The 26,513-nt window shown below is 39.9% G+C and carries 27 protein-coding genes; 4 read left to right on the top strand and 23 right to left on the bottom strand.

The features are described 5' to 3' along the window. Positions 1–357: 357 nt before the first annotated feature. The 11 genes from QNK26_RS08975 to glyA all read right to left on the bottom strand — a co-directional run bounded on the left by QNK26_RS08975 (position 358) and on the right by glyA (position 10,018). On the bottom strand, positions 358–861 hold the full coding sequence (locus QNK26_RS08975) for a phosphatidylglycerophosphatase A (protein WP_319222339.1): 504 nt from the start codon (positions 859–861) through the stop codon (positions 358–360). Further along, positions 858–2,009 carry a thiamine-phosphate kinase gene (gene thiL / locus QNK26_RS08980; RefSeq protein ID WP_319222340.1) on the bottom strand — a complete coding sequence of 384 codons (1,152 nt, stop codon included), beginning with the start codon at positions 2,007–2,009 and terminating at the stop codon, positions 858–860. Before thiL ends, QNK26_RS08975 begins: the two co-directional genes overlap by 4 nt. Positions 2,010–2,061: 52 nt before the next feature. Further along, positions 2,062–2,484, bottom strand: coding sequence for a transcription antitermination factor NusB (nusB, locus tag QNK26_RS08985; protein WP_319222341.1), 423 nt, complete (start codon positions 2,482–2,484; stop codon positions 2,062–2,064). Next, a complete protein-coding gene (gene ribE, locus QNK26_RS08990; RefSeq protein ID WP_045111726.1) occupies positions 2,481–2,966 on the bottom strand; it encodes a 6,7-dimethyl-8-ribityllumazine synthase in 486 nt (161 codons plus the stop codon). The genes nusB and ribE overlap by 4 nt, the downstream gene beginning before the upstream one ends. A gap of 155 nt (positions 2,967–3,121) precedes the next feature. Continuing rightward, the gene (gene ribBA, locus QNK26_RS08995) at positions 3,122–4,231 is read right to left on the bottom strand and encodes a bifunctional 3,4-dihydroxy-2-butanone-4-phosphate synthase/GTP cyclohydrolase II (RefSeq protein WP_319222346.1); all 1,110 of its coding nucleotides are present in this window, start codon (positions 4,229–4,231) and stop codon (positions 3,122–3,124) included. A gap of 48 nt (positions 4,232–4,279) precedes the next feature. After that, a complete protein-coding gene (locus tag QNK26_RS09000; protein WP_319222347.1) occupies positions 4,280–4,945 on the bottom strand; it encodes a riboflavin synthase in 666 nt (221 codons plus the stop codon). Further along, positions 4,945–6,270 carry a bifunctional diaminohydroxyphosphoribosylaminopyrimidine deaminase/5-amino-6-(5-phosphoribosylamino)uracil reductase RibD gene (ribD, locus tag QNK26_RS09005; protein WP_319222374.1) on the bottom strand — a complete coding sequence of 442 codons (1,326 nt, stop codon included), beginning with the start codon at positions 6,268–6,270 and terminating at the stop codon, positions 4,945–4,947. Before ribD ends, QNK26_RS09000 begins: the two co-directional genes overlap by 1 nt. A 24-nt stretch (positions 6,271–6,294) precedes the next feature. Beyond that, positions 6,295–6,744: a transcriptional regulator NrdR gene (nrdR, locus tag QNK26_RS09010; protein WP_017221092.1), complete on the bottom strand. Its 450-nt coding sequence runs from the start codon at positions 6,742–6,744 to the stop codon at positions 6,295–6,297. 174 nt (positions 6,745–6,918) lie between these two features. Then, complete coding sequence (locus QNK26_RS09015) at positions 6,919–7,941, bottom strand: DUF4124 domain-containing protein (protein WP_319222351.1); 1,023 nt, start codon at positions 7,939–7,941, stop codon at positions 6,919–6,921. A gap of 195 nt (positions 7,942–8,136) precedes the next feature. Further along, positions 8,137–8,430 (bottom strand): hypothetical protein, encoded by a 294-nt coding sequence (locus QNK26_RS09020; RefSeq protein WP_319222352.1) that lies wholly within the window; start codon positions 8,428–8,430, stop codon positions 8,137–8,139. A 334-nt stretch (positions 8,431–8,764) separates the two neighbouring features. Then, positions 8,765–10,018, bottom strand: a complete 1,254-nt coding sequence (gene glyA / locus QNK26_RS09025; protein WP_319222353.1) for a serine hydroxymethyltransferase — start codon at positions 10,016–10,018, stop codon at positions 8,765–8,767. A gap of 250 nt (positions 10,019–10,268) precedes the next feature. Between glyA and torD the strand changes: the two genes are divergently transcribed. Further along, complete coding sequence (gene torD / locus QNK26_RS09030) at positions 10,269–10,922, top strand: molecular chaperone TorD (protein ID WP_319222354.1); 654 nt, start codon at positions 10,269–10,271, stop codon at positions 10,920–10,922. Between the two features lie 211 nt (positions 10,923–11,133). Here the strand turns inward: torD and galU are convergent, their stop codons facing one another. From galU to QNK26_RS09050, 4 genes are all read right to left on the bottom strand, one after another. Next, positions 11,134–12,033, bottom strand: a complete 900-nt coding sequence (galU, locus tag QNK26_RS09035) for a UTP--glucose-1-phosphate uridylyltransferase GalU (RefSeq protein WP_319222356.1) — start codon at positions 12,031–12,033, stop codon at positions 11,134–11,136. Positions 12,034–12,206: 173 nt separating this feature from the next. Beyond that, positions 12,207–13,214, bottom strand: coding sequence for an NAD-dependent epimerase (locus QNK26_RS09040; RefSeq protein ID WP_319222357.1), 1,008 nt, complete (start codon positions 13,212–13,214; stop codon positions 12,207–12,209). Between the two features lie 133 nt (positions 13,215–13,347). Then, on the bottom strand, positions 13,348–14,514 hold the full coding sequence (locus tag QNK26_RS09045; protein WP_319222358.1) for a nucleotide sugar dehydrogenase: 1,167 nt from the start codon (positions 14,512–14,514) through the stop codon (positions 13,348–13,350). Positions 14,515–14,673: 159 nt separating this feature from the next. After that, positions 14,674–15,402 carry a glycosyltransferase family 2 protein gene (locus QNK26_RS09050; protein WP_319222375.1) on the bottom strand — a complete coding sequence of 243 codons (729 nt, stop codon included), beginning with the start codon at positions 15,400–15,402 and terminating at the stop codon, positions 14,674–14,676. A gap of 199 nt (positions 15,403–15,601) precedes the next feature. Between QNK26_RS09050 and QNK26_RS09055 the strand changes: the two genes are divergently transcribed. Together QNK26_RS09055 and QNK26_RS09060 are read left to right on the top strand one after the other, a co-directional pair. After that, positions 15,602–16,684, top strand: a complete 1,083-nt coding sequence (locus tag QNK26_RS09055; protein WP_319222359.1) for a glycosyltransferase family 4 protein — start codon at positions 15,602–15,604, stop codon at positions 16,682–16,684. A gap of 94 nt (positions 16,685–16,778) precedes the next feature. After that, positions 16,779–17,753: a hypothetical protein gene (locus tag QNK26_RS09060; protein WP_319222360.1), complete on the top strand. Its 975-nt coding sequence runs from the start codon at positions 16,779–16,781 to the stop codon at positions 17,751–17,753. Positions 17,754–17,837: 84 nt separating this feature from the next. Here the strand turns inward: QNK26_RS09060 and QNK26_RS09065 are convergent, their stop codons facing one another. The 8 genes from QNK26_RS09065 to pseB are packed head-to-tail and all read right to left on the bottom strand — an operon-like array spanning position 17,838 to position 25,819. Beyond that, positions 17,838–18,584, bottom strand: coding sequence for an imidazole glycerol phosphate synthase cyclase subunit (locus tag QNK26_RS09065; RefSeq protein WP_319222361.1), 747 nt, complete (start codon positions 18,582–18,584; stop codon positions 17,838–17,840). Further along, complete coding sequence (gene hisH, locus QNK26_RS09070; RefSeq protein ID WP_319222362.1) at positions 18,578–19,195, bottom strand: imidazole glycerol phosphate synthase subunit HisH; 618 nt, start codon at positions 19,193–19,195, stop codon at positions 18,578–18,580. The genes QNK26_RS09065 and hisH overlap by 7 nt, the downstream gene beginning before the upstream one ends. 3 nt (positions 19,196–19,198) lie before the next feature. Beyond that, the gene (locus QNK26_RS09075) at positions 19,199–20,341 is read right to left on the bottom strand and encodes an N-acetyl sugar amidotransferase (protein ID WP_319222364.1); all 1,143 of its coding nucleotides are present in this window, start codon (positions 20,339–20,341) and stop codon (positions 19,199–19,201) included. A gap of 24 nt (positions 20,342–20,365) precedes the next feature. Further along, positions 20,366–21,415 (bottom strand): pseudaminic acid synthase, encoded by a 1,050-nt coding sequence (gene pseI / locus QNK26_RS09080; RefSeq protein ID WP_319222366.1) that lies wholly within the window; start codon positions 21,413–21,415, stop codon positions 20,366–20,368. A 24-nt stretch (positions 21,416–21,439) separates the two neighbouring features. Next, a complete protein-coding gene (gene pseG, locus QNK26_RS09085; RefSeq protein ID WP_319222367.1) occupies positions 21,440–22,942 on the bottom strand; it encodes a UDP-2,4-diacetamido-2,4,6-trideoxy-beta-L-altropyranose hydrolase in 1,503 nt (500 codons plus the stop codon). Between the two features lie 2 nt (positions 22,943–22,944). After that, the gene (pseF, locus tag QNK26_RS09090; RefSeq protein ID WP_319222369.1) at positions 22,945–23,631 is read right to left on the bottom strand and encodes a pseudaminic acid cytidylyltransferase; all 687 of its coding nucleotides are present in this window, start codon (positions 23,629–23,631) and stop codon (positions 22,945–22,947) included. After that, positions 23,628–24,797, bottom strand: coding sequence for a UDP-4-amino-4,6-dideoxy-N-acetyl-beta-L-altrosamine transaminase (pseC, locus tag QNK26_RS09095; RefSeq protein ID WP_319222370.1), 1,170 nt, complete (start codon positions 24,795–24,797; stop codon positions 23,628–23,630). The genes pseF and pseC overlap by 4 nt, the downstream gene beginning before the upstream one ends. Before the next feature lie 8 nt (positions 24,798–24,805). Further along, the gene (gene pseB / locus QNK26_RS09100; protein WP_319222371.1) at positions 24,806–25,819 is read right to left on the bottom strand and encodes a UDP-N-acetylglucosamine 4,6-dehydratase (inverting); all 1,014 of its coding nucleotides are present in this window, start codon (positions 25,817–25,819) and stop codon (positions 24,806–24,808) included. 267 nt (positions 25,820–26,086) lie between these two features. Between pseB and QNK26_RS09105 the strand changes: the two genes are divergently transcribed. Beyond that, the coding region (locus QNK26_RS09105) for a hypothetical protein (protein WP_319222372.1) at positions 26,087–26,513 on the top strand (427 nt) is incomplete at its 3' end.

The raw sequence follows: 26,513 nt of genomic DNA on the forward strand, positions 1-26,513 counted from the left end.
TACTTATAATTCAAAGAACTAATAGATAACAAAAAGGAATAACGATAAAAAGCAGGAGGATAGAGACAGAATAGATGACTAAACGTGATGAAAGTCACGAATTTTGTAAAATGGGTCATATCACTGGTGATTGACGATAAATCAAACTAGTACGATTTATCGATTCAGACCAATAACGCAGTTAAATAAATCGTAATAGCATTTGAGACAGTAATTAATTAACACTTTATAAAAATAAGCACTATTTTAATGAAGATACTCCAATCAGTGTTTTACATGCCGTTTAAGGTAACATTACAGATTAAACGGCAATGAAAAACAAAAGTAAGCAGCACTTAACACTGCTTAAATGCAAATTTACAGTACTATGTATGCAACCAGCTGAACACCGGCTAAAGCGAATACACCCGCCAGTACATCATCAATCATAATACCAAAACCACCGTGGGTATTTTTATCCAACCAACCAATTGGACCCGGTTTGACGATATCAAAGAAGCGAAACAGTGCAAAACCGAGGATAACCCACATCCAACCTTGTGGAGCCGCAATCATAGTAATACCATAACCGGCAATTTCGTCCCATACTATGGCGCCATGATCATGTACCCCCATGGCTTTACTCGCGCTTGCGCAAATATACACGCCAATAACTGACGCCAACGCCACGATAGCAATATATTGCCATAGACCTAATTCCAATACGCTAGTCATCAATAAATACAATGGAATTGCGGCAACCGTGCCCATCGTCCCTGGCGCTTTGGGCAATAGCCCACTGCCAAAACCAACAGCCGCTAAATGCACTGGATTGGCATAATTTAATTTTTGTAATTCTGGCGATAAAAAATCTTTTTTCATTGGAAGTGATCCCATCCTTGCAAAGCGAGTGTCGTTAATTGGTTATCGCTAAAATATTGAATTTGTTGTTCAGCTTGTTCAGCTTGTTCAGCTTGTTCAGCACTGACTATCTCACCAATAAGAGTACAAGACAAATCATGTTTAGCTATGGCTTTGTCCAATTGTGTTTTACGCTCTGGCGAGACGGTAAATAGTAATTCATAATCATCACCACCAGCAAGTGCATATTGCGGCCATAACGCTTTACTTACATAAGTTTGCAATGCCGTTGATAAAGGTAACGCAGATAGTTCAATATGTGCCGATAACGTAATACCAACAGCGCGACTCGAAGCTTTAAGTATATGCTGCAGATCTGACGCTAAGCCATCGGAAAGATCGATACAACTATTCGCAATGCCGACTAATGCTTGACCCGTACTCACGCGCGCGGTCGGCTTTTGATGACGGGTAATTAAAAATGCTTTCTCGCTATGCGTTAATGCTGCTTCATTAGTGGTTGCAAGCGTATTATTTTCAACATCAAGTTCAGTACGATTATCGGCATCGATTAATAGTTTTAACCCAGCGTTCGCATCGCCAATCGTGCCACTGCAGTAAATCAAGTCACCAACTTGCGCACCTTGCCTACGTAAGGCTTTACCTTGCTCAACAAAGCCTTGTAGCGTCAGCGTTAGCGTCATGTCGCCTTTAGTCGTATCGCCACCGATCAAGCTGACGCCATAACGGTGTAACTGCTGATGTAAGCTATCGCTAAATGCACTTAACCATGCACTATCATAACTCGGCAAGGTTAACGCTAATGAAGCCCAAGCAGGTTGACCACCCATTGCGGCAATATCACTGATATTCACTGCCACTAACTTATGCGCTATATCAGCAGGATCAGCATCGGCAAGAAAGTGCACACCGCTAACCATGGTATCGGTAGTCACGACGAGTTGCTTACCGACCGGCACAGACAAAATGGCACAGTCATCACCAATACCAGCAATGACATCATCCCGTGCTACCGATTTATGCGAAAAATATTGTCCAATTAAATCAAACTCGCCTGTCGCCATAGTGATCTTTCGTTCCATTATCTGTGTTAAATTAATAACGTTATTGTACTTGTTATTACTGCCTTTACGGTATTCTTTAGACATAAAAAAAGCCAGCAACCTGTGCTAGCTTTTTTGCATGAAGAAAATAATTAAATTATTTTTTCAAACGTAATTGCAATTTACTTACAATTTTATCTAATACGCCGTTAACGAATTTATGGCTGTCTTCAGCGCCAAAATCTTTCGCTAATTCGATAGATTCATTGATCACAACTTTATAAGGTACATCTTGACGCTTAGTTAGCTCAAAAGTAGAAAGACGTAAAATCGCTTTCTCAACCAAGTCTAAATCATCGATTGGACGAGATAGGAATGGTGACATTAACTCATCAAGTTCTACAGCATTTAAGCTTACACCTAATACAAGTTCACGGAAGTAAACTGCATCTGTGTCGCTAAAATCTTGCTCTGTTACAAATTGGTGCTCAATATTTGCAACAGTTTCTTTGGTCATTTGCCATTGATAAATTGCTTGTGTGGCAAATTGACGTGCCTTACTACGTTCCGAAGGTTTCATTTTTTCTCCAATGATACATCTAATTGATGCAAAACATTCACCATTTCAAGTGCACTTAGAGCAGCCTCCGACCCTTTATTACCAGCCTTGGTACCAGCACGCTCAATTGCTTGCTCAATAGTGTCAGTAGTTAACACACCAAATGCAACAGGAACATCATAGTCCATTGCAACTTGAGCAAGACCTTTATTACATTCGCCAGCTACGAATTCAAAATGTGGTGTACCACCACGAATTACCGTACCTAAAGCAATAATTGCATCAAACTGTTTTGTAGCAGCAACACGCTTAGTGATAAGCGGTAATTCTACAGCACCAGGAACACGAACAACAGTGATGTTGTCATCGCTAACTTGGCCAAAACGTTTTAGTGAGTCGATAGCACCTTCTAACAAACTTTCATTAATGAAGCTGTTAAAACGAGAAATAACAATTGCAATTTTTGCTTCTGGAGCAGGAACATTCCCTTCGATAAATTTCATGTGTACAAATCCTATATCACGGCACGTAAATTTACGGCCAATTTTAATTATTGAGAATCGACTGACGAAAGGGCTCGGATTGTACCAAGCTTTCGCCAGCAAGCAAACTTATTCTACGACTATCGCTAAAACTTATTCTAAGACAGCTCTAAAACTTATTTAGAGATATATTCGACAACTTCTAAGCCAAAGCCTGATAGTGAATGGTAGCGTTTGTCAGAGCTTAATAGCTTCATCTTAGACACGCCCATATCAGCTAAAATTTGTGAACCAACACCGACACGACGTGAAGTACCCTGCCATTTTGCTTTTGGCTGTGCTTCGCCTTTATCTTCTTGGGCAAATTGTTTTACTTTTTCAATGATATCGTTAGAGTTTTCTTCATTACCTAAGATGACCATTACGCCACCATCACGGCCAATACGCGTCATTGCATCATCTAATGACCATGAGATCTTGCTCGCGCGGTCAGTATGTAAAATGTCGGTCATGGTATTTTGTACATGCACGCGTACCAATGTTGGCTGCTGGGCAACAACATCGCCTTTACGTAATGCATAGTGAACTTGATTATCAATGGTGTCGCGGTAAGTCACTAAATCAAAATCACCGTGCTCTGTTGGTAATTTACATTCTGCAACGCGTTCAATTGTCGTTTCATTACTGTTACGGTATTCAATTAAATCAGCCACGGTACCCAATTTAAGGCCGTGTTTTTCAGCGAAGATTTCGAGATCAGGACGACGTGCCATTTCACCGTCATCTTTTAAGATCTCAACAATCACACCAGCAGGTTCGCAACCAGCTAAACGGGCAAGATCACAACCGGCTTCAGTATGACCAGCGCGTGTTAGTACACCACCGTCTTGTGCAGCCAGTGGAAAAATATGACCCGGCATTACAATATCAGCCGGTTTTGCATCACCAGCAACCGCAGATAATACCGTTACCGCGCGATCTGTTGCCGAAATACCAGTAGTGACGCCTGCAGCGGCTTCAATCGAAACCGTGAAGTTAGTTGAGAATTGCGCCGTATTGTCTTGAACCATTAAAGGTAGCTGCAGTTTCGCTACACGCTCTTTGGTTAAGGTTAGACAAATCAAACCACGACCGTGCGTCGCCATAAAGTTAATCGCTTCTGGCGTTACTTTGTCAGCCGCCATGATCAGATCGCCTTCATTCTCGCGATCTTCATCATCCATCAAGATAACCATTTTACCTAGGCGGATGTCTTCAATAATATCTTCAATACGACTTAGTGCCATGCTCATAGCCCTTTTATAACAATTAAAAACTGATCGTTAATAGATGTTTTACTTTAAAAATCCATTACTCGCAAGAAAATCCATGGTGATACCTTGTTCAGGGCTGCTTGATTCAGCGGCTTTATCACCTAGCATGATCCGTTCTAAATAACGGGCAATAACATCTACTTCTAAATTAACTTTACGACCGACAACATAACTTTCTATCGTTGTTTCTAACGCGGTATGCGGTACGATCGTTAATTTGAATTTAGCACCGTCAATTTCATTAATAGTTAAACTAATACCATCAATGGTAATTGAACCTTTTTCGGCAATATAACGGGCTAATTCATTGGGTGCTTTTAACCAATACTCAGTCGCGCGACCAAGTTTACTGATGTTAACAATTTCGGCAACGCCATCTACATGTCCACTGACTAGGTGACCACCCAGACGGGTATTTAAGGTTAACGCTTTTTCTAAGTTTACCTTATCACCAATTCTGTAATGCGCAAAACCAGAGCGTTTAATCGTCTCTAATGACACATCAGCGCGGTAACCATTGCTTAGTAATTCAACAACCGTCAGACAAACCCCATTGGTGGCGATACTGTCGCCAAGTTTTACATCACTTAAATCAAGTGTGCCACTGTCAACAGTGATACTCACATCAGCCCCTTTGGGGGTTAAACCAGTGAGCGTACCCACGGTTTCAATAATTCCTGTAAACATTAGTATTCCGGTTTTGCTGTAATACGAAGATCATCACCAACCTGCGTGATATCGGTAAAACTAAAGGTTGGCACTTGCGCCATTGCCGTTAGCTCGCTTAAAACTGCTAATCCTCTGGCGCTATCACCCATCAGTTTAGGTGCCAGGTAAATAATTATCTCATCCACCAGCTTATGTTCAAGTAATGACCCTGCCAGCGTAGCCCCTGCTTCAACCCACAAGTCATTAATATTCTGCTGCGCTAGCGTCGTCATTAACTGGTTTAGATCTATGTTATGGTGACTATCTTGCGCAATTTCAATTCGCGAGAGCGATTCATTAGCCAATAGCGTTACTGGAGATTGATTTTTAGCACCAATATTCGTCTTATTTTCTGCATTATTAATCGTACTTTCCGCACTATTAGCGATGCTTTTTGCGCCATTGATCAACAGTATCTCACCGGGCTGATTAAATAACTTCAATTCTGCTTCTGACTCAGCGAGGTATGCATCTAGTCGGTGGTGATTATCTAAGATCACCCGTAGCGGCTGGCGTACCTGTTGAGACGGTGTAGGCATGTCCTGTTGTGCTGATGTTGATGCAGCACATTGAGATAAAGGATACTCTGCTTGGCTGCTACCTAATTCGTTATAACGTACATTGAGTGATGCATCATCGATAATCACTGTGCTTGCCGTTGATAAGATCGCATTAGCTTGGGCGCGGTAAACTTGCACATCAGAACGAGCCGCAGGACCGGTGATCCACTTACTCTCACCATTGTTAAGGGCTGTACGTCCGTCTAAACTAGCCGCCATTTTTAAGCGTACAAAAGGACGTTGCTCGCGCATCCGAAGAATAAAACCAGGATTTAGCGCATGCGCAGCTGCAGATAACAAACCAATACGCACTTTAATGCCTGCCGCGATTAACATCGCTATACCCTTGCCTGCCACTTGTGGATTGGGATCAACCATGGCAATAACAACTTCATTAACGTTGGCGCGAACTAAGGCAGCAGCACATGGTGGTGTACGCCCATAATGGCTGCAAGGTTCTAATGTCACATAACAACTAGCACCTTGTGCATCAGCACCTGCGGCGCGTAAAGCATGAACTTCAGCATGCGGTTCACCAGCACGTAAATGAAAACCTTCGCCGATGATTTTATCTGCTTTAACCACAACACAGCCAACATTAGGATTAGGCGCGGTGGTAAAACGGCCTTGTTGTGCAAGTGCGATCGCACGTTGCATATATCGGCTGTCTGCAGCATTGAATTGACTGGTTGAGACGAGTTTAGCCACTAGTAGGTCTAGCTCGGCACGAGATTTGTTTGGCATCATCAGTAAGGACTCAGATAAGGATTATTTGTCGAGTTTGGCAATTTCTTCATTAAACTCTTTTACATCTTCAAAAGACCGATAAACAGAAGCAAAACGTACATAAGCCACTTTATCGAGTTTTTTTAATACGTCCATGACCAGCTCACCCAGAAAACTGGATTCGACTTCACGTTCACCGGTAGCTCTTAAACTTGATTTAATCTGATTAATACCGAGTTCAATCTGCTCAGCCGCAACGGGACGTTTCTCTAACGCACGATAAATCCCATTAACCAATTTATCTTCGTTAAAAGGTTCACGCTTATCATCTGTTTTAATGATACGTGGCATAACTAATTCTGCAGTTTCAAAGGTAGTAAAACGTTCATGACATTTCGCACACTCACGGCGGCGACGCACCTGATGGCCTTCAGCCACAAGACGAGAATCGATAACTTTAGTTTCAGTCGCAGAACAAAATGGACAGAACATAAACAATCCTATTGAATAATATTATTCTGAGTTTATCGTTAAACAGCAGGCGGGTACAGAAAAGTGCAGATAATTTAGTAGAATTAATAAATAAGTTAACAAATTGTTGAATAATCAGCCGGTTTTTAATCGCCATATTAAGCATCTAAAAACCGACCTAAATCTATATTGTGATTATTCTGCGCTACGGTTCACTTCATTAACAAACTGGCTTGATGCATCAATACCTTGTCGCTCAAGTTGATCGAACCCCGCTCCCGATAAAGGTAAACGCGCATTGTGATTATAACTTAATCGGCTGAGCATTAACGCGGAATTGATTTTTTTTGTCGACGGCGCTGTCACTTGGCGTGGCTGACTACTGCTGCTAATTTCACTTTCAATTGCTTTAATTTGCTCTGCGCTCTGCATCAGTGCTTTATTTGTTGTTGCCGTATTTGTTGTAGCCGTTGTAGTGGTACGTGTACTTTGCCTACCAGTCGCTCGTCCTGACTGCACCAACTCAGATTTAAGGGCGACTTGTGACTCTTGCGCCGTCCTAAATAGCTTCTTGTTTATCTCAGCTAAGAACTTATTCTGCACCGGTACTGCTATTGCTTGTGGCTGACGTCGGCTCACCGCGTTACTTTGCTTAGAAAGCAGCGCCGATGCAACAATGACTTCAACTTCATCGGCGCGGTTTAATTTCTTTTTAATCGCGGCTAAAAAAGCATTTTGAGGCTTGGCCGTTGTCTTCGGTGGCACTTTAAGGACGGCACTCGTTCTAACGTCTCCTGGCAGCACCTCAATTTGTTCCATCGACTCTGTATTAACGGCTATCAATTGGATTTGTTGCTTAGCCAGTTGACGGGCAAGTTGTTGCTCAATCAATACCAATTGCGGGTCGCGACGGGTTAATACTTTTTCAGCTTGGCGCTCAACATTGGCATTAGCGATAATGTCATCGAGCCCATCGAGTAAGTTACTCGTTTTCATTGCAGAAAGATCATTAACGATGTCATCCATATCCGCTTGTTTACGGCTAGCACGACTTTGCGCGGCATTTTTCTCCACTATCTGACGTGGGAACTGGCTATAGTGCATAGTCCCATCAGCATCTCGCCAACTGTATACTTTAGCCAGTGTTGAATAGCTCATAGACCCGCAGAGCAATACCAGCAGTAAACGTTTATGATTCGTTATTGAATTCAGCATCATCCTTTATACCTCACCCTGTTCATTATTCTAACTTGAGATTACCTTCTCAAGTATCGCTTTCGCTATTTATTCAAAGAATATTCTAACCACAAAATAGAATCGCATGTTGCAATAATGTTAACACCAAAGGGGTGTGCTGCAAAATACGATCACGAAATTGAGCACTCCAGAGCTCACAGTTAAGCCAAAAAGAGCTTAAGAGCAATTAAATATCAGCGTATTGAAGATACGGTTTGCATCTGAATAACGGTTGGTTAGCTCTGCATTTTTGCCGTATTTACCGCAATGTTCTTGTGCCATATCAACCACGTCTATGGTATCTAATTGGCCAAGTTCATATTCATAAGCAGCACCATTTTGAGTTTGTGTTAATACATCAACTGAGCTGCAACCGCTCAGCAAAAGTGTCAAAAAAGTCACCTTTATGCCGCTAGCTAATGCTACTGACAGCTTTTTACAGACTTGATTTAATAGCGTGTTATTCATCATATTACCCATCCTTGGCCTATGAAATTAGATTGCTAGCCGTTCACAAGCTAACATTCGATGACCATTGATCATATGCTGCGAAGGCAATGAAAAAGCATGGAAATAGCATGATTTAAAGGTATGACTAAGTATTAACAGGGATGAGAAACAGGTCTGTATAGCTTTAAGGTAAGTATATAGATATGTAAATGTAGGAAAAAAAAACCGTAAATGACAAACTTAACAATGACATGAATTCAAGTTAAGTAGCATTTACGGTTAACAAATTAATCGAGTATTTATAGACCCAAAGGCCTACAAACTGGATTACTTGTGTAGACTATTTATAAACAGCCTATTTATATACAGGATAGTCGGCACATAGCGCTTGTACGTTAGCACGTACAGTTGCAGCAACTTCTTCATTACCGATGTTATCTAATACGTCACACATCCAACCCGCAAGTTCGCCAGCTTTATCAGCAGGGATACCGCGACGAGCAAGAGCCGGTGTACCGATACGTAGACCAGATGTAACAAATGGTGAACGCGGATCGTTAGGTACCGAGTTTTTGTTTACTGTGATATGTGCATTACCCAGTGCCGCATCAGCGTCTTTACCTGAGTACTCTTTGCCAATCAAGTCAACTAAGAACAGGTGATTTTCAGTGCCGTTAGAAACGATTTTGAAACCACGTTCTTGTAATACTGCAACCATGCTTTTCGCACAATCAAGTACATTTTGTTGGTAAACAGCGAACTCTGGTTCCATCGCTTCTTTAAATGCAACTGCTTTAGCAGCGATAACGTGCATTAAAGGACCACCTTGACCACCAGGGAAGATTGCTGAGTTTAGTTTTTTCTCAATGACTTCATCTGCTTGTGCAAGGATAAGACCGCCACGTGGGCCGCCTAATGTTTTATGCGTAGTTGTAGTTACAACGTGTGCATGCTTCATTGGGTTTGGATATAGACCAGCAGCAACTAAACCAGCAACGTGTGCCATATCAACAAATAGGAAAGCACCTACTTTGTCTGCAATTTCACGGAATTTAGCCCAATCAACAATGCCTGAGTATGCAGAGAAACCTGCAACAATCATTTTTGGTTGATGTTCAATCGCTAACGCTTCAACTTCAGCATAATCTAGCTCGCCAGTTTCAGGGTTGATACCGTACTGAACTGCGTTGTAGATCTTACCTGAGAAGCTTACGCTTGCACCGTGTGTTAAGTGACCACCATGAGCAAGACTCATGCCTAGTACAGTATCACCTGGTTTAACTAATGCCATGTAAACAGCAGCATTGGCTTGTGAACCTGAGTGTGGCTGTACGTTTGCGTAATCAGCACCAAACAATTGCTTTGCACGTTCGATTGCTAAAGACTCAGCAATATCGACATACTCACAACCGCCATAATAACGTTTGCCTGGATAGCCTTCTGCATACTTGTTAGTAAGCTGAGAGCCTTGAGCTTCCATTACGCGTGGGCTTGTATAGTTCTCTGAAGCAATAAGCTCGATATGATCTTCCTGACGAGTTACTTCCTGTGTCATTGCTGCCCATAATTCTGCATCATAGTCAGCTATATTCATATCACGTGTAAACATCCGTTTTCTCCTGATTGAGATTATACAAGTTGGTTTGTAAATTGCTTTGTAAATTGCTTTGTAAACTAAATTTCGGCCATATTGTAACGCGAGTGTTAGCAACTTCCTACTAGAATGACTTGAGAAAATTTCAATTTTGCGTGAAAAGGCTGCATTTTAATTTAACTTTGATCAAAACTGACTCCGCGGTTAAATTAATTCCGCTATAATGCAGCCCAATGACAGTTCTCAACCCTATTTGGAGAAGACAATGGATGAACTAACTCAATTATGCCAGACCCGTTCAGAGATCTACTGGTGGCTTTCAACAACCCTAGCAGCAGAATTAAGCGACGAGCAACTGGGTCAATACCAGTCTGCTGAAATCCAAGGTTTCTTACAAGGGTTAGCTGCAACACCAGCATTAACAGCCTCTGCAGAAAAGTTAATTAGCGCATTAGCGGCTGCCAACCTACGTAATGACGCACGTTTAGAACTTTGTGCCGATTACGCACAGATATTTTTAGGCAACAGTAAATCATCTGCGCCACCGTATGAATCGGTATTCACCAGTGAGAATGGTCATTTGATGCAAGAAGCGTATCAAAAAATGACTGCGCTACTAGAAGAGCACAACATCAATATCAGTGACAAATACAGCGAGCCTGCTGATCACATTGCTATCCAGTTAGACTTCATGGGTAACCTAGTGTTAAAAACCTTAGATTCTGAATCTGAGCAAGCGATCCGCGCTAACTTTGCCCTGCAGCACGACTTCTTACAAACGCACTTACTTAACTGGTTAGGTGATTTTGAAATGAAAGTGAAAGACTGTGATAAATTTGGGTTTTATGCGGCGGTAGTTGAACTGCTATTAGCATTCGCGCAACTTGATTCTGATTGGTTAGAAACTGAATTAGATTAATAGTAAGAGCGACCCCACCCTAGCCCTCCCCGTCAAAAAGGGAGGGGATAAGACAGCGCCAAGCCAGTGCAGCAATAAATTGGCAACGAAGTCTTAGCTCCTCCCCTTAGCTTTAGGGGGAGGTTGGGAGGGGGTCGTTTACTTTTACTCCTCCCCCCTATCTAAAATAAGAAGTTAGGGGGGAGTTGGAAGGGGGTCGCTCTTAGAACTGTTATAATTTCAAATCATGAATAAACGCTTGCAGATCAGCGCCAACTTCAGGGTGACGTAAACCATACTCAATAAATGCTTTCATGTAACCGAGCTTTGAACCACAGTCATGCAGCTTACCGCTAATATGGAAAGCTTCAACCGTTTCTAATTTCATTAGATCATCAATAGCATCTGTTAATTGGATCTCATCACCCGCACCTGGTGCTGTACGTGCTAACAAATCCCAGATTGCCGCAGGTAATACATAACGTCCTGCAACAGCAAGGTTTGATGGCGCTTTATCTTGCGCTGGTTTTTCAATAACAGCGGTCATAGGCGTCGATTCACCAGCGCTAAGTTCAACGCCACCACAATCTGCAACGCCATAACCAGACACTAAATTCATCGGCACAGGTTCAACCATGATCTGGCTAAATCCGGTTTCATCAAAACGACGCATCATGCAGGCTAAGTTTTCAGTTTTTAAATCGGCACTGACTTCATCCATCAATACATCAGGCAGTACCACGGCAAACGGTTCATCACCAATAATCGGTTTCGCACACAATACCGCGTGGCCGAGGCCTTTCGCAACGCCTTGGCGGATATGCATGATCGTCACACCTTTGGGCGCAATCGCTTGTACTTCAGCTAATAATTGACGTTTAACGCGGTGTTCTAGCGTTGACTCTAATTCAAACGAGGTATCAAAGTGATTTTCAATAGCATTTTTTGAGGCGTGGGTAACCAGCACAATCTCGGTAATACCCGCCGCGGCACATTCATTAACAATATATTGAATCAGTGGCTTATCAGCAACTGGTAACATCTCTTTTGGAATAGCTTTGGTGGCAGGCAACATACGTGTACCTAAACCTGCTACCGGAATTACCGCTTTAGTGATCTTAGTTTGCTTCAAGGTCATATCCTTTAATTGAGCAATATAGTTTTGACAAAGTCACATTGATAAAAGACGCTCGGCACGCCGTAAACCCATCCATGGAGGCTTAGGGCTGGCATCCCTGCCAGCAATAGCCAGCTTACTTCAATCAATGTGCCTATAGTTGTTATTTTAATCTTACAATAAGCTATTTATACGTTGTAAAAGTCACGATACCAATCAACGAAGGCTTTAACCCCTTCTTTGACTTTTACTTTCGACGTATAACCTGTCGCGTCAAATAAATCTTGGGTATCGGCATAGGTCGCGTAAACATCACCCGGCTGCATCGGCATAAAGTTTTTCTTAGCTTTAATACCTAACGAGTCTTCAAGTGCTTCAATGTAATCCATTAACTTAACCGGACTACCATGACCTATGTTATAAACCCGATAAGGCGCACTACTAGTGGCAGGGCTACCCGTTTCGACTTTCCACTCAGCATCCGGTGTTGGTATTACATCTTGAATTTGTAATACCCCTGCCACGATATCATCGATATAAGTAAAATCACGTAACATGTCACCATTGTTATACACGTCAATCTCTTCACCGGCGATAATGGCTTTGGTAAATTTAAACAGCGCCATATCCGGACGACCCCAAGGACCATACACAGTGAAAAAGCGTAGACCCGTTGTCGGTACGCCATATAAATGTGAGTAGGTATGCGCCATCAATTCATTAGATTTCTTCGATGCTGCATATAATGAAATAGGATGGTCAACACTGTCACTAGTGCTAAATGGGGTTTTATTATTTAAACCATATACAGAACTTGATGAAGCATAAACTAAGTGCTTCACTTTATTATTACGACAGCCTTCTAATACGGTTAAGAAACCTGTTAAGTTACTATCAGCATATGCCATTGGATTATCAATGGAATAGCGAACGCCCGCTTGTGCGGCAAGATGGATCACCCGATCGAATTTATGCTCAGCAAACAGTGTCGACACCGCATCACGATCAGCCAGATCAAGTTCAATAAAGCTAAATAACGCCGACTTGCTAGCATTTGCTAAGCGTGCGTGTTTTAAATTTACATCGTAATAATCATTTAAATTATCAACGCCAATAATTTGATGGCCTTGTTGACATAAAAGCTCCGCACAGCGCGAGCCAATAAACCCAGCAGCGCCGGTAATTAAATATTTCATGTGTTTTTCACTTCTATTTTTATAACTTATGTTTTTCAATGTTATTTATAATTAATGTTTTCACTTGTAAGTCGGCACATTAACCAAGCTCAAACATTACTATTTAATCATTACCAACTTAATCATTACCAGTTTAATCATTACCAAACAGGTCACGGGTATAGACTTTATCCGCTACATCAAGCAGCTCGTCCGCTAACCGGTTAGAGACTATGACATCAGACAAGGCTTTAAATTCATCTAGGTCTGTGAACACCGGCGATTTAAAGAATTCGCTTTCGGTTAATACCGGTTCATATACCACAACCTTAATGCCCTTGGCTTTAATACGCTTCATGATACCTTGAATCGATGAGGCACGGAAATTATCCGAACCAGACTTCATAATTAAGCGATAGACACCGACTACTTGCGGATTTTTGGCAATAATGGCATCGGCAATATGATCTTTACGTGTCGAGTTAGCATCAACAATAGCAGTAATTAAACTGTTCGGTACATTTGCATAGTTTGCACGTAATTGTTTGGTATCTTTAGGTAAACAGTAACCACCATAACCAAATGACGGGTTATTGTAATGACTACCAATTCGAGGATCTAACCCTACGCCTTGGATAATTTGACGAGTATCTAAACCGTGTGTTTCAGCGTAACTATCAAGCTCATTAAAGTACGCAACACGCATAGCAAGGTAAGTATTTGAGAACAGTTTAACCGCTTCAGCTTCAGTTGAATCAGTAAACAATACATCAATGTCAGTCTTAATTGCACCTTGAACTAACAAGCCAGCGAAGACTTCGGCACGCTCAGATTGCTCTCCGACAATAATACGAGACGGATGGAGGTTATCGTATAAGGCACTACCCTCACGTAAAAACTCAGGCGAGAATAAAATGTTATCACAACCAAGGCGCTGTTTTACTTCTTTGGTATAACCAACCGGTACCGTTGATTTAATCACCATTACCGCAGTTGGATTAATCGCCATAACATCTTTAATTACCGCTTCCACAGACTTGGTATTAAAATAGTTATGTACCACATCATAATCGGTCGGTGTTGCGATAATCACATAATCGGCATTACCGTAGGCGAGTTGTTTGTCCGTTGTCGCGATAAGATCAAGTTCTTTATTAGCGAGAAAATCTTCAATCTCATTATCTGAAATAGGTGATTTCTTATCATTAATAAGATTTACTTTCTCGGCAATAATGTCTAATGCAATTACGCGATTATGCTGCGCTAATAACACTGCATTTGATAAACCAACGTAACCTGTACCTGCAATGGTAATGTTCATGGTGTTGACCTGATGATGAATGGGAATAACTTGAACGATATTCTAGCATTAAATTATAACTACAAGTTAATGCTAGCATTTAAATCGTCTATGTGAGGACAGATGAACAAATAAAGCAACAGTTAAGCCGCTTTAGGAGGATATGCAGCATTAAAATAACTATTTGTCTTTTAGCTTCTTTTCTTGCTCTAAATACCACAAACCAGCATATTTATTAAAAGAGGACTGAGCAAAAATCATCGCCATTAATAAACCTCGGCTACCATCTAAGAATCCACCGCGGATAAAATAAACCTGCACAAAAGTCCAGAGAAATCGTAATACGGCAAAATAAATGCCTAAACTTGGTTTGTTATTCTTATGATATTTCTTAGTCGTCTCCCACGAATAAGTACGTGTTTTTTCCATCAAATGGTCAAATCCACGTAACGAATTATGCATTAAATAACCATGTTTAAGCGTAGACACTTTCCCCTCAGTTAATACATTTGCATGTACCACAACTTTAGTAATTTCAGCGCCTTCTCGTTTGAATAAACGTTTTGGAGCGCGTGATGAACGGCCATGCTTCATCAACTTATCCAGAATTAAGTTACCCCAAGGTAATTTAAACGCCACTTCCTTTAGATTTGGATCTGATAGTTGTTTCGTAATCTCGGCTTTCATAGCATCATCAAGATATTCATCAGCATCAATAATTAACACCCAATCACAACTGCATTGCTCAAATGCACGAGCTTTCTGAAAACCATCTCCAGGCCAATCTTCTGTTATCCAAATTTTATCCGTATATGCTTTTGCGATCTCAACAGTACGATCTGTGCTACCAGAATCAAACAAAATAATTTCATCTTCAAATCCTTTTAGAGACGCTAAACACGGCGTTATTCTCTCTTATTCATTTTTACTAATGAGTAGAGCTGAAATTGTTCTCATATCAAACCTTTTAATTTATTTTCAGATTATTATCTTTAGGCCAAGTATTTTACAGCAATTATGCATAAATAGAGAACAAAATAGCTTGATTAACAGACATGCAATCAAATCTGGTATATATTCTTGCTATAAAAATTTTATAGGAAGCAACATGAAAATACTCGTTTGTGCGTCATATTTACACGCATGGAATAGCATACGTCCAGAAGCTGAAATATTCGTTGAAATGGCCAAACAAGGTCATCAAATAACTATCATGACGGAAGGTAATGCCGAGTATGTGTCTCGCTTACGAGAACACAATATCAATGTGATTGATTGCTACCCGAGTAAAAAAATATGCTTTACCGCAATCAAAACCATTCGCCAAGAATTAGCTACTGGTAATTATGATATTGTGTATGCATTTAATTCCAAAACAATCCCTAATGCAGCTTTTGCTTGTATTGGTTTTGATGTTAAGTTAATCGCTTATCGCGGTACGACCGGTGGCCTATACCGCCATGATCCAAGTGCCTACTTAACCCAACTGCATCCTAGAGTTGATGGTGTGGTATGTGTTTCACAAGCGGTTCAGCAAGACGTTGTAAAGCGTGTATGGAAAAATAAACACAATGTTGTCACCATTTATAAAGGTCATCAATTAGATTGGTATCAAGTTGAGCCAACCAAACGCAGTGAGTTTGGTTTAAATGATGACAATATTATAGCCGTTTGCGCGACACACGTTCGCCCAAGCAAAGGCATTTCCATTTTAGTACAAGCAACACACTTAATTGACAATCCGAACTTTCACTTGATTTTAGCGGGTAGTGGTTATGAACCACATTTTGACGAAATTAAAGCGAGTCCAATGGCTGATAGAATCCATTTAATTGGTCATCGTAGTGACATCCCTTCATTAATGACGATGGCTGATTTTCAAGTGCAGCCATCAATCAGTGGAGAAGGCTTGCCCCGTACTATTATTGAAGCGATGGCAAATGGAACGACATCAGTAGTGACCACCACTGGCGGTTCGCCAGAACTGGTTAACGATAATGAAACAGGTTATGTCGTTGAAACAAACAATGCCCCAGCTTTTGCATCTGCGATGAATAAACTTATCAAAGATAAAGTCCATTGCCATGCGATGGGCAAAGCCGCACAGCAAAATTTAGCCCAACATTTCAGCTCTTCAGAAACAGTAAAACAACATTTAGCTTATTTTACAAAATTACTAAATGAGAAATAATATAATGAACATTTACCTATGCTCAACCGTGCGTCATTTGTTATTTTCTTTACTTCGAGCACAATCAGATAAAATAGAACAGCATCATATTTTCATGATCACAGATCAACAGACGATCAACCCTGAGAATTTTGAACCAAGTATATTGCCTGAGAATATTCATGTACATTTTATTCAAAGAGAGCAAGTTAGCGATTCATTTTATCAAGGTATGCAAGGCTACATTTTAAAAGCCGTTAGCATGAGAAATATCAAAACATCGGTTCGCTTTCAGCAAAAAATACACAATAAACTATTCATTGACACGCTAAACATAAATATTCCATTTTCAGAACAAAACCAGCTATTCCTATTTAATGATCGAAATAAGTTAGCTCGATTATTTAGACTGGCTTTTGCAGATTACCTGATGATTGAAGAAGGTATAGCTAATTATTTAAATATAGAGTTAAAACCTTTAGAACGGATCCTAAACCGAGTTATGTTTAACAATCGTCAATTTAGATATTTTGGTGATGACGCTCGCTGTAAAGCTATTTACCTATTGACGCCAGAAAAAGCACCTAAAGCGCTCCAACACAAAACTCACCTAATTAACTTTGTTGATCATGATTTTATCGAAACATACCTGTATCGATTTTTTAAATATGATTTGAAATTAAATTATAGTGTTATTATCGCAACACAGCCATATTTTGCTAACGGGCTTGATACATTAATTTATCGAAAAATATTTCAAAAATTAAAGGAGCATGGTATTTATTTTGCGATTAAATCTCATCCCAAAGAAAACTCAAATGATTATCTGAATATTTTTCCGGATACTGAATTTATTAACAATAAAATTCCACTTGAATTAATGATTTTTGGCGCTAAAGAAAAGTGCAATATTCTATCTATCTGCACATCAGCGGGGACAGGATTTGAAAATTATTGCCGACGTCTGAACCTCATTAGCGATGACGAATTAGATAATATGTTTAAAATATTCTCTATGTTTGCAGATGACAACTCACTCATTGATCAAAAAATTGAACAAAAAATTGAACAATTACTAGCACAAAAATAAAATTATTTTACGAGCCGTAACGCGATAGGTTCCGGCTCGTTAACATTCATATTTTGCGACTAATACGCAAGTTATAAGTTAATATTATCTAACAGGAATTCGATCCTTTCTTAGCTGAGCACTACAATCACTCGGCGTAAAATCAGTAAAATGGAAAAGACTTGCGATGCCGACAGCAGATACATTGGTTTGTGCTATTTCACTTGCATTTTTGGGGTTGCTAATGCCACCAACATAAATTACAGGTATTGACACATTACTCGCAACTAACTCCGCAAGAACAGCATCTCCTCCCGACATGGTTCCATCTTTAGTTACATTATTAATGATTAACTCACCAGCACCCAGTTCTTCAACCTGCTTTATCCAGCTAACGAGCTCAAGATCATCATTAATTTTTCCACCACTATAAATTAAATAATTATCGTTATCCTTGACCACATCAATAGAGACTACGATACATTGTGAACCAAAAATATCCGCTGACTCCTTAATAAATAAAGGATTTTTAATTGCAAAAGTATTAATAGCGACTTTGTCAGCACCTCTTGCTAATAAATCCTGAATATCTTTAATCGAGGTAATACCACCTCCGACAGTCAGAGGCATAAAGCAGTCTTGAGCAATCTCAGCAATCGTAAACTTATCAATTGCACGGCCTTGTTTAGATGCATCTATATCTAATAATACCAATTCATCAACGTTTCTCGTATTGTAGGTTCTTGCAACCGTAATTGGGCTGCCAAGATTACGTCGCTGATTAAAATTGATCGTCTTCAACACTGAAAAACCATCTAATAAAACAATAGGAATTATTCTTTTTCTTAACATGATTCTATAAAATTCCGTAAAAATTGAAGACCGACAGATTGACTTTTTTCCGGATGAAATTGTGCTCCATGTATATTATCTTTTCTCACATAGGCCACAACATCTTCACCATAATCCGTAAACGCGATATCTAGCCCTTGCAGATTTGTTATTTTCATTGCATAACTATGTACGAAATAAAAACAACTATTGTTTTCAATACCATTAAATAATGCCAACTCTTTAGTATTGACATCATTCCAGCCCATATGGGGGATAATTAAATCGCCATCAAAACTATTAATTCGTTCGACCGTAGCATCTATATACCCTAGCCCTTTCGCACCACCACCTTCAACACCGTTGTTAGCAAGCAATTGCATACCAACACAAATACCTAGAACGGGTACTTTTAAAGTCAATATTTGTTGATTGAGCGCCTCAACGAACCCTGAATTGAATAGTTTTTCAGACGCCGTCGTAAAACTACCAACACCAGGTAAAATGATCTTAGTGGCACCATCGAGTTGTTCAGGCAGCGTAATCAATTCATAATCAACACCTAAGTGTTTTACCGCTTTGATTACGCTGCCGATATTTCCAACCTGTAAATCTACAATTTTTAGCATCATCAATTATCCTGGGAAGAACTTGCGAACCAAATCACCTTTAACATCTTTAATCAATTCACCTGTATCTTCATTTCTTTCGAAGATCATTTTATTCGTGAATCGGTCTAAGTTATTAAAAAATTCGTGTTCCGTAATATCCAAGTATTCTAGAAAATCAGGAACATACTTCATAGGCACTTGCCCTTCAGTAGATTCTTTAAGTGCTTTAACCCCTTCTTCTCGGGTCATTCTGCCTGCGCGTATTTCAATGCATATCTGATCTGTAGCGCGACCATAACCATACTTAATAAATTTCATATAGTCATGTAAACCACCGATCCATTTACAATCTAGATTCTCTACATCGTTATGTGCACCTTCCACTGGACCATCAGGGTTTTTACTCCAACCAAGATCACAGCAAAGGTCAACATTACGTTTTGAGTCCCACTTTTCAAAATAGCCTAAGAATAATCCAGTAACGCCGACTCGATTTACCTCTTCATCACTAGGATAAATTAATGTTTTAATCGTATTTAACTCGACGCCATCATGAACAACATCAGAGAGTCTATGGCCACTCATTTGAAATTGTTCTAACCAGTTTCTATCGAGAAAGTTATTGCCTTTTTTAGCGGCAGGACCACCATATTCAAATTGAGAGTTTTCACCCCATATTAATAATGGAATATTATAGTTAACAGCTACGCGTATAGGTGCCGTAAAAATACCAATATGTTCAGGCCAGCAACAATCACCTAGTTTGAAAAAACCGATGCGTACTAGCTCTCTGTAATTTTTACGATTACCAGATATTTGTATTAAATCAAAACCTTGGTCTCTTAAAAAATTCAAGTTTTTCAAACCAACGTCTGTTAAATCACAAGGGGTATGCGTAACGCATAACGGATTCATCCCATATTTATCACGCATAGTAATCGCTTGATAACAACTATCCTTACCACCACTGACAGGGATAATACAGTCATACTGACTACCATCTTTACTACGGTATTTGTCTAGGATCACTTTAAATTCTTCTGCTCGTGTATCCCAATTAATTTCTGCATGCTTCTCTAATGCAGAATGGCAAGCATCACAAATGCCATCAGTAAAAACTTGTTCCGGTCTGGTCACTGGCATAATACATTTACTACAATATTGCATAATCTTTCCTTTCTCTGAAATTTTTTATTCAAATAGTCCAAATTTTAAAGGACTACCTTTATTAATTACTTTAATGGCTTTTTTACCAATAATACTGTCATAATATTTAGGTGCTAACCCAAACCCAGGTCTTATACTTCTTACATTTTCAGATGTAAGTGCCTCGCCAATAGATATATCTTTGACTGCATATAAAGACCGTCTGAATTTGACATTACCCAGCTCTGCTGCTGTTCTTTCATAGTTAACCTTCCCCATCGCCAGCCACGCCGTTTTAGAGTCTGCACATAATTGCGTTAACTCTTTGGGTTCAAGTGAGAAGCTATCATCAGCACCACCGCCATTACGATCTAATGTCACATGTTTTTCAATCAGGCATGCACCTAACGCAACTGAAGCAACTGCTGTAGCGTTATCAATCGTATGATCAGATAATCCAGACAGTACATCAAAACGCTCAGCTATATCAGCAATAGTACGTAAATTATATTGCGCCGCAGGTGCCGGATAACCACTGACACAATGCAAGACGACAAGTTCCTCACAACCATTATTCCTAGCTGTATCTATCGCTTCTTTTATTTCTTCTTGGTTTGCCATGCCTGTCGACATGATCATCGGCTTGCCAGTTTGAGCCACTCTACGAATTAAAGGTAAATCGATCAATTCAAACGAGGCAATCTTATAAGCAGGCGCATCCAATTCTTCTAACAAGTCAACCGCAGTGAAATCAAATGGTGAACTAAAAATTGTTATATCAAGTTCTTTTGCTTTTTCAAATAATGGTTTATGCCACTCCCATGGCATATGCGCACCTTTATACAGCTCATACAAACTTTGTCCATCCCACAAGCCACCATGAATCTGAAATTCATCACTATCACAATCCATGGTAATAGTATCGTGCGTATAGGTTTGCAATTTAATGGCATCAGCACCGGCTTTTTTAGCTTCTTCCATAATTTTGAAAGCACGATTGATGTCGCCGTTATGGTTAGCTGATAATTCAGCGATGATATAGGGTGGAAAATTCGGACCTATTTTGCGACCCGCAATAGTAATAAAATCGTTCATAATAAACTCAACATTTGATGTATACTAAATAACAGGCGTACGAATAAAGCTTTCGTCTGAAGTTCGTTGATAATTCGCTGATAAAAATAATTTCTGCGAAGCTATATTATCTTTAAAGACCGTTGCATGTATTGTTACGTGCGCATGTATATAATCGATATAATTTAAAGCTTGTTTAGCTAAGCCTTGTCCATAATAATCAGGCGATATAAAAATAGAAACCACATACTCCCCTGCTGTTAATCTATCTAGCCTTACCACCCCCACTCGAATCTCATTCAATTCGATAAGATAAAAATAATGATTTTTATCTATGACCTTATTAGACATCCAAGTCTCATGCTCAGAAAATGTCGGTATTGACGGATTTAATGCATAACGGCGAGTATTTTCATGGCATTGCCATTGGTATACGATATCGATATCGGTGTTGTTGGCGCGCCGTATATTGATTTGGCTTGCATCAATTGATAAGGCATTTATATTAGCCACAACACGCTTTACCCCAAGCCCATCACACAAGCCTAAATTAGTTGCTTTAAAGGTACTATAGCTGGCTTTAATTTGTTCAATCGCTGTTAATAGCTCAGCCTCAATTCGTTCTACATCAAGACTGATAGCGGCATTTACAGCACGCATTTTTTGACTAATTGTAAGCTGATTATCTGCCAGGGGAATAATAACAGCAGGAATGCCAAGGCAAGCTCTTTCCCACGTTGTAGAACCAGGCGCTCCAATAGCGATGTCATGTTCTAACATCAGATGAGCCATATTATCAACAAAGTCAATATGAGTAATCCATGAAAAACCATCACAAAAGGATTTAACAATCTGATAATGCGGTGCTCTCTCACTAAGTAATACGGTCACCTTGATGGCCTGTGCGGATAACGATAAAGCACGTAATACAGATAACGTCGCATTCGGCTGATCAATGCCCCCCATCGTAACTAATATATTAGCGACGTCTGAAAATGGCATTAACTCTAAGGCTTTTTCACGATAACCAGCAAACATCGGATTAAGCAATGCAAAATCACAACCCATTAACATTTTACTGCTAGGGTTAGTTAATTGATATTCTTGCGCTGTTCGCAATAAGGTTTGATCTAAAATTATATCCGCATCATGCTCTCTAACTAAATCATCAATAACAAATATTTTACAGCTGAGAGTATCTCGAACACGGCTCTGCCAGTTTTTATTTAGGCCATAGTGATCAACAATAACTAAGTCAGCAAAACCGACTTCATTTATAAAACTAGCCGCATCGACATCCCAAGACACTTGTAACCAAGCCGCATAATCGGCAGTATTTTGCGGAACAGACTCGTTCTCAACCGGAATTAACTCTAAAACCTTAAACCCTTTCGCCACAATAAAGTCAATTGAATGACCAAGTTGTCGGCGACAAGCAAAACGCACATGATGACCTTGCTGTTGTAACTCTTGTGCTAGCACTAGACAACGCATCACGTGGCCACTGCCAATATGTACCGATGCATCAGCGCGGATTACAATATTCATCACTATACCTTCATAACCGCATATAACGCTTCAGCAAGTTCCCAGTCTTCATAAGTATCAACATCCTGAACTCTTTTACGCGGTAACAAGATAGCTTTAGCTGAAGATGAAAAGATTACTTTTCCAGCCTTAAAGGCAGCTACCTTGCCCCAATAAAACTGCCCAGCATCATGATAAGCTTCTGCTAAATCTTGTGAGCGAGTATTTAAATGCTCCGGCTGCAACATCTCTACAGTGCCATGCCCATTCAATGCGATGGCTCGCTGTATAGGGAATGCAAATGAAGTGGCACTAAATGCGTAATCAATATTACTTTCTGATACCGCTGCTAATCCTGCAGATAAATCACCGGGTAATATAAATGGCGCCGTCGCATAAATACAACAGAGTAAATCAACAGCCATACTTTGCGATTCAAACCACTGTATTGTATGTTGAATGACATCCATTGTGGTTGCGTGATCATCTGATATATTCGCAGGACGTAAAAATGGTACTTCCGCACCATACGCTAAAGCGACATCAGCAATTTCTTGATCGTCTGTAGATACAATAATTTTATCGAAGCAACCTGATTTTTGAGCCGCTTCAATAGAATAAGCGATCATCGGCTTACCGTGAAATAATTTGATATTTTTGCGTGGAATACGTTTACTGCCACCACGGGCAGGGATCATTGCAACTCTCATTCAATATCCGTCGATAAAATACGCGTTAGCACCGACACTACTTCATCTTGCTGTTGTTCCGTCATAATGTGGAACAGTGGTAATGAAATAGCGTCTTGATAATAATGCTCTGCCGCAGGAAAATCACCGTGTTTAAAGCCCATTTTTTGATAATAAGGCTGTAGGTGCACAGGGATATAATGCAAATTAACGCCGATACCATTTTCGCGTAACGCATTAAATACTTGTGGGTGGCTCAAATTAATTTTATCCAGCTGTAAACGGATCACATACAAATGTAAGCCCGAATATGTATTCTCTAGTTGGAAAGGAATTGTGAGCGGTAATTTACTGAGTAGCGAATTATAACGCTGCGCAAGATGATGTCGCGCTGCAACGAACTCATTCAAACGTTGCATTTGCGACACACCCAGCGCAGCTTGCAATTCCGTCATGCGATAATTAAAGCCGAGTTCAATTTGCTGATAATACCAGGCGCCATCAGACTCACCTTGCATTAATGCAGGGTCGCGGGTAATACCATGACTGCGAAACAACGCCATTTTTTCCGCTAATTTATCACAATTTGTTAGCGCAGCACCGCCTTCGGCCGTGGTTACGATCTTAACCGGGTGAAAACTAAATACGGTGATATCAGAATAATCACCAGCACCAATTGGTGACTCTAAATAGCGTCCGCCGATCGCATGGGAAGCATCTTCAATGATACTAAAACCATATGCTAATGATAAAGCATGGATCGCTTTCATATCGCAAGGCTGACCACACAAATGAACCACGACCAGAACTTTAGGTAATTGCTGTTTAGCGTTAGCAATCAGCAATTTTTTTTCTAATTCAACCGGGCACAGGTTATATGTCTGTGGGTTGATATCAACAAAATCTACTTTTGCACCACAATATAAACCACAGTTAGCCGATGCGACAAAAGTAACCGGTGTTGTCCAGAGCGTATCCCCCTGACCTAACCCCAATGCTAAGCAAGCAATATGCAATGCTGAGGTTGCACTATTTACCGCCAATGCGTGTTTAGCACCTGTAAAATCGGTTAATGATTTTTCAAATGCAGGTACCTGAGGGCCCTGCGTTAAAAAATCAGACTGTAGAACATCAACAACAGCATCAATATCGGCCTGGATTATATCTTGCTTACCATATGGGATCATAATATTAGTTATACCTTAAAGTTTGCATCAACATGCTCAACAATTAAGTCTCGTAAGCCTTCAACTGTTTCCCATTCGGTATTGGTACCCGAGTTATATTTAAAGCCAAATGGTACTTTTTCCGCTTTATGGTGGTCAATATAGTCTTGTTCTTGGTAAGTGAACGATACTGATGGCAGAATTGCGTAATACGGTCCTAAATCAATGGTATTTAAAGAATCCGTATCCGTGATCATTTCTTCATGCAGTTTTTCACCAGGACGAATACCCACGTCTCTGATTTTACACTCAGGAGCAACAGCTTCGGCTATATCTAATATCTTATAAGAAGGGATTTTAGGAATGAAAATTTCACCGCCTAGATGGTTGTCTAATGCAAACATGACTAAATTAACACCATCTTGTAATGAAATATTAAAACGAGTCATTTCTTTATGAGTAATTGGCAATACCCCTTCTTTACGTTTATCTAAAAAGAAAGGAATAACAGAGCCACGAGAGCCCATCACATTACCGTAACGAACCACACTAAACTTAATGTCTTTAGAGCCTCGAATATTATTTGCGGCGGCGAATAATTTATCTGATGCAAGTTTAGTGGCACCATATAGATTAATCGGTGCACAGGCTTTATCTGTTGAAAGTGCGACAACATCTTTAACGCCACAAGCTAATGCAGCATGAATGACATTCTCCGCACCATCAATATTTGTACGTATACATTCCGTTGGATTATACTCAGCTGTATCAACTTGTTTAATCGCTGCGGCATGGATAATAACATCAACGCCTTCACACGCTTGCGTTAAGCGTTCTTTATCTCGCACATCACCAATGAAAAAACGTAATTGAGGATAATCATAAGCGGGATACTTTTGTTTAATAACTGATTGCTTTAACTCATCACGAGAATAAATAATGATCTTTTTTACATCAGAATAACGTTCTAAAATTGTTTCGATAAACTGCTTACCGAATGAGCCGGTCCCGCCTGTGATAAGTACTGTCTTGTTATTTAGCATTATTCCACCATATTTTATTAAAATTATAATCATTAAAATGATTGCGTTAACACGCGAGCAAACAACTGCGTTTTAACATAAATTTCGATATTCACCCGTATTTATTACGGTCATTATATTCTCCTTAAGCATAAAAATATAGGCTATAAGGGAGACTGCATCATAAGACCTGCGGTGACTAAAAAATACACTATAACCTAGCCTCAAATTAATTTTTCCCGTATTATCACGACAATTTTATAATTCACAGTAATAGGCTTGTTCAGCATGAATTTGTCACTACCAAATGACAGCCAGTCTAAATGGCTGCTCGCATCAACTATTGGTGTATGTCTTTACCCGATTTTATTATTTTTATTTCCGAAAGGCTATATAGTAAGCACTACGATCTTAATCTTGATCGCGATAGTTGCAGGATATTACAAACAATTAAGCTGGAACAAAAGTCTCACACTATTGAGCATTGCATTTGTAGCCTTTAGCTTTCCGCATCTGATCAATTTGCTCCAAGAAACAACCAGTGTTCACTATGTGAAGAAAATATTGCGTGGATTGCCATTATTACTCGTTGCTGCTTTTCTTGTTAAACATAACCCGAATAAAAAAATAGTCAGCTGGGCATTTATATTTGCTTTAATCGTTTGCTTTATCGGTATGCTTAATGCTCAGATGACAGGCTTAGATAGGGCTGATG

Origin of the sequence: Moritella sp., assembly GCF_033791185.1 — a bacterium.
In the GTDB taxonomy this organism is placed as follows: Bacteria; Pseudomonadota; Gammaproteobacteria; order Enterobacterales; family Moritellaceae; genus Moritella.

Excerpts from the sequence above, each read along its gene's own strand:
- QNK26_RS08975 (WP_319222339.1), bottom strand. The coding sequence starts at position 861 with ATGAAAAAAGATTTTTTATCGCCAGAATTACAAAAATTAAATTATGCC.
- thiL (WP_319222340.1), bottom strand. The coding sequence starts at position 2,009 with ATGTCTAAAGAATACCGTAAAGGCAGTAATAACAAGTACAATAACGTT.
- nusB (WP_319222341.1), bottom strand. The coding sequence starts at position 2,484 with ATGAAACCTTCGGAACGTAGTAAGGCACGTCAATTTGCCACACAAGCA.
- ribE (WP_045111726.1), bottom strand. The coding sequence starts at position 2,966 with ATGAAATTTATCGAAGGGAATGTTCCTGCTCCAGAAGCAAAAATTGCA.
- ribBA (WP_319222346.1), bottom strand. The coding sequence starts at position 4,231 with ATGGCACTAAGTCGTATTGAAGATATTATTGAAGACATCCGCCTAGGT.
- QNK26_RS09000 (WP_319222347.1), bottom strand. The coding sequence starts at position 4,945 with ATGTTTACAGGAATTATTGAAACCGTGGGTACGCTCACTGGTTTAACC.
- ribD (WP_319222374.1), bottom strand. The coding sequence starts at position 6,270 with ATGCCAAACAAATCTCGTGCCGAGCTAGACCTACTAGTGGCTAAACTC.
- nrdR (WP_017221092.1), bottom strand. The coding sequence starts at position 6,744 with ATGTTCTGTCCATTTTGTTCTGCGACTGAAACTAAAGTTATCGATTCT.
- QNK26_RS09015 (WP_319222351.1), bottom strand. The coding sequence starts at position 7,941 with ATGATGCTGAATTCAATAACGAATCATAAACGTTTACTGCTGGTATTG.
- QNK26_RS09020 (WP_319222352.1), bottom strand. The coding sequence starts at position 8,430 with ATGATGAATAACACGCTATTAAATCAAGTCTGTAAAAAGCTGTCAGTA.
- glyA (WP_319222353.1), bottom strand. The coding sequence starts at position 10,018 with ATGTTTACACGTGATATGAATATAGCTGACTATGATGCAGAATTATGG.
- torD (WP_319222354.1), top strand. The coding sequence starts at position 10,269 with ATGGATGAACTAACTCAATTATGCCAGACCCGTTCAGAGATCTACTGG.
- QNK26_RS09040 (WP_319222357.1), bottom strand. The coding sequence starts at position 13,214 with ATGAAATATTTAATTACCGGCGCTGCTGGGTTTATTGGCTCGCGCTGT.
- QNK26_RS09045 (WP_319222358.1), bottom strand. The coding sequence starts at position 14,514 with ATGAACATTACCATTGCAGGTACAGGTTACGTTGGTTTATCAAATGCA.
- QNK26_RS09055 (WP_319222359.1), top strand. The coding sequence starts at position 15,602 with ATGAAAATACTCGTTTGTGCGTCATATTTACACGCATGGAATAGCATA.
- QNK26_RS09060 (WP_319222360.1), top strand. The coding sequence starts at position 16,779 with ATGATCACAGATCAACAGACGATCAACCCTGAGAATTTTGAACCAAGT.
- QNK26_RS09065 (WP_319222361.1), bottom strand. The coding sequence starts at position 18,584 with ATGTTAAGAAAAAGAATAATTCCTATTGTTTTATTAGATGGTTTTTCA.
- hisH (WP_319222362.1), bottom strand. The coding sequence starts at position 19,195 with ATGATGCTAAAAATTGTAGATTTACAGGTTGGAAATATCGGCAGCGTA.
- QNK26_RS09075 (WP_319222364.1), bottom strand. The coding sequence starts at position 20,341 with ATGCAATATTGTAGTAAATGTATTATGCCAGTGACCAGACCGGAACAA.
- pseI (WP_319222366.1), bottom strand. The coding sequence starts at position 21,415 with ATGAACGATTTTATTACTATTGCGGGTCGCAAAATAGGTCCGAATTTT.
- pseG (WP_319222367.1), bottom strand. The coding sequence starts at position 22,942 with ATGAATATTGTAATCCGCGCTGATGCATCGGTACATATTGGCAGTGGC.
- pseF (WP_319222369.1), bottom strand. The coding sequence starts at position 23,631 with ATGAGAGTTGCAATGATCCCTGCCCGTGGTGGCAGTAAACGTATTCCA.
- pseC (WP_319222370.1), bottom strand. The coding sequence starts at position 24,797 with ATGATCCCATATGGTAAGCAAGATATAATCCAGGCCGATATTGATGCT.
- pseB (WP_319222371.1), bottom strand. The coding sequence starts at position 25,819 with ATGCTAAATAACAAGACAGTACTTATCACAGGCGGGACCGGCTCATTC.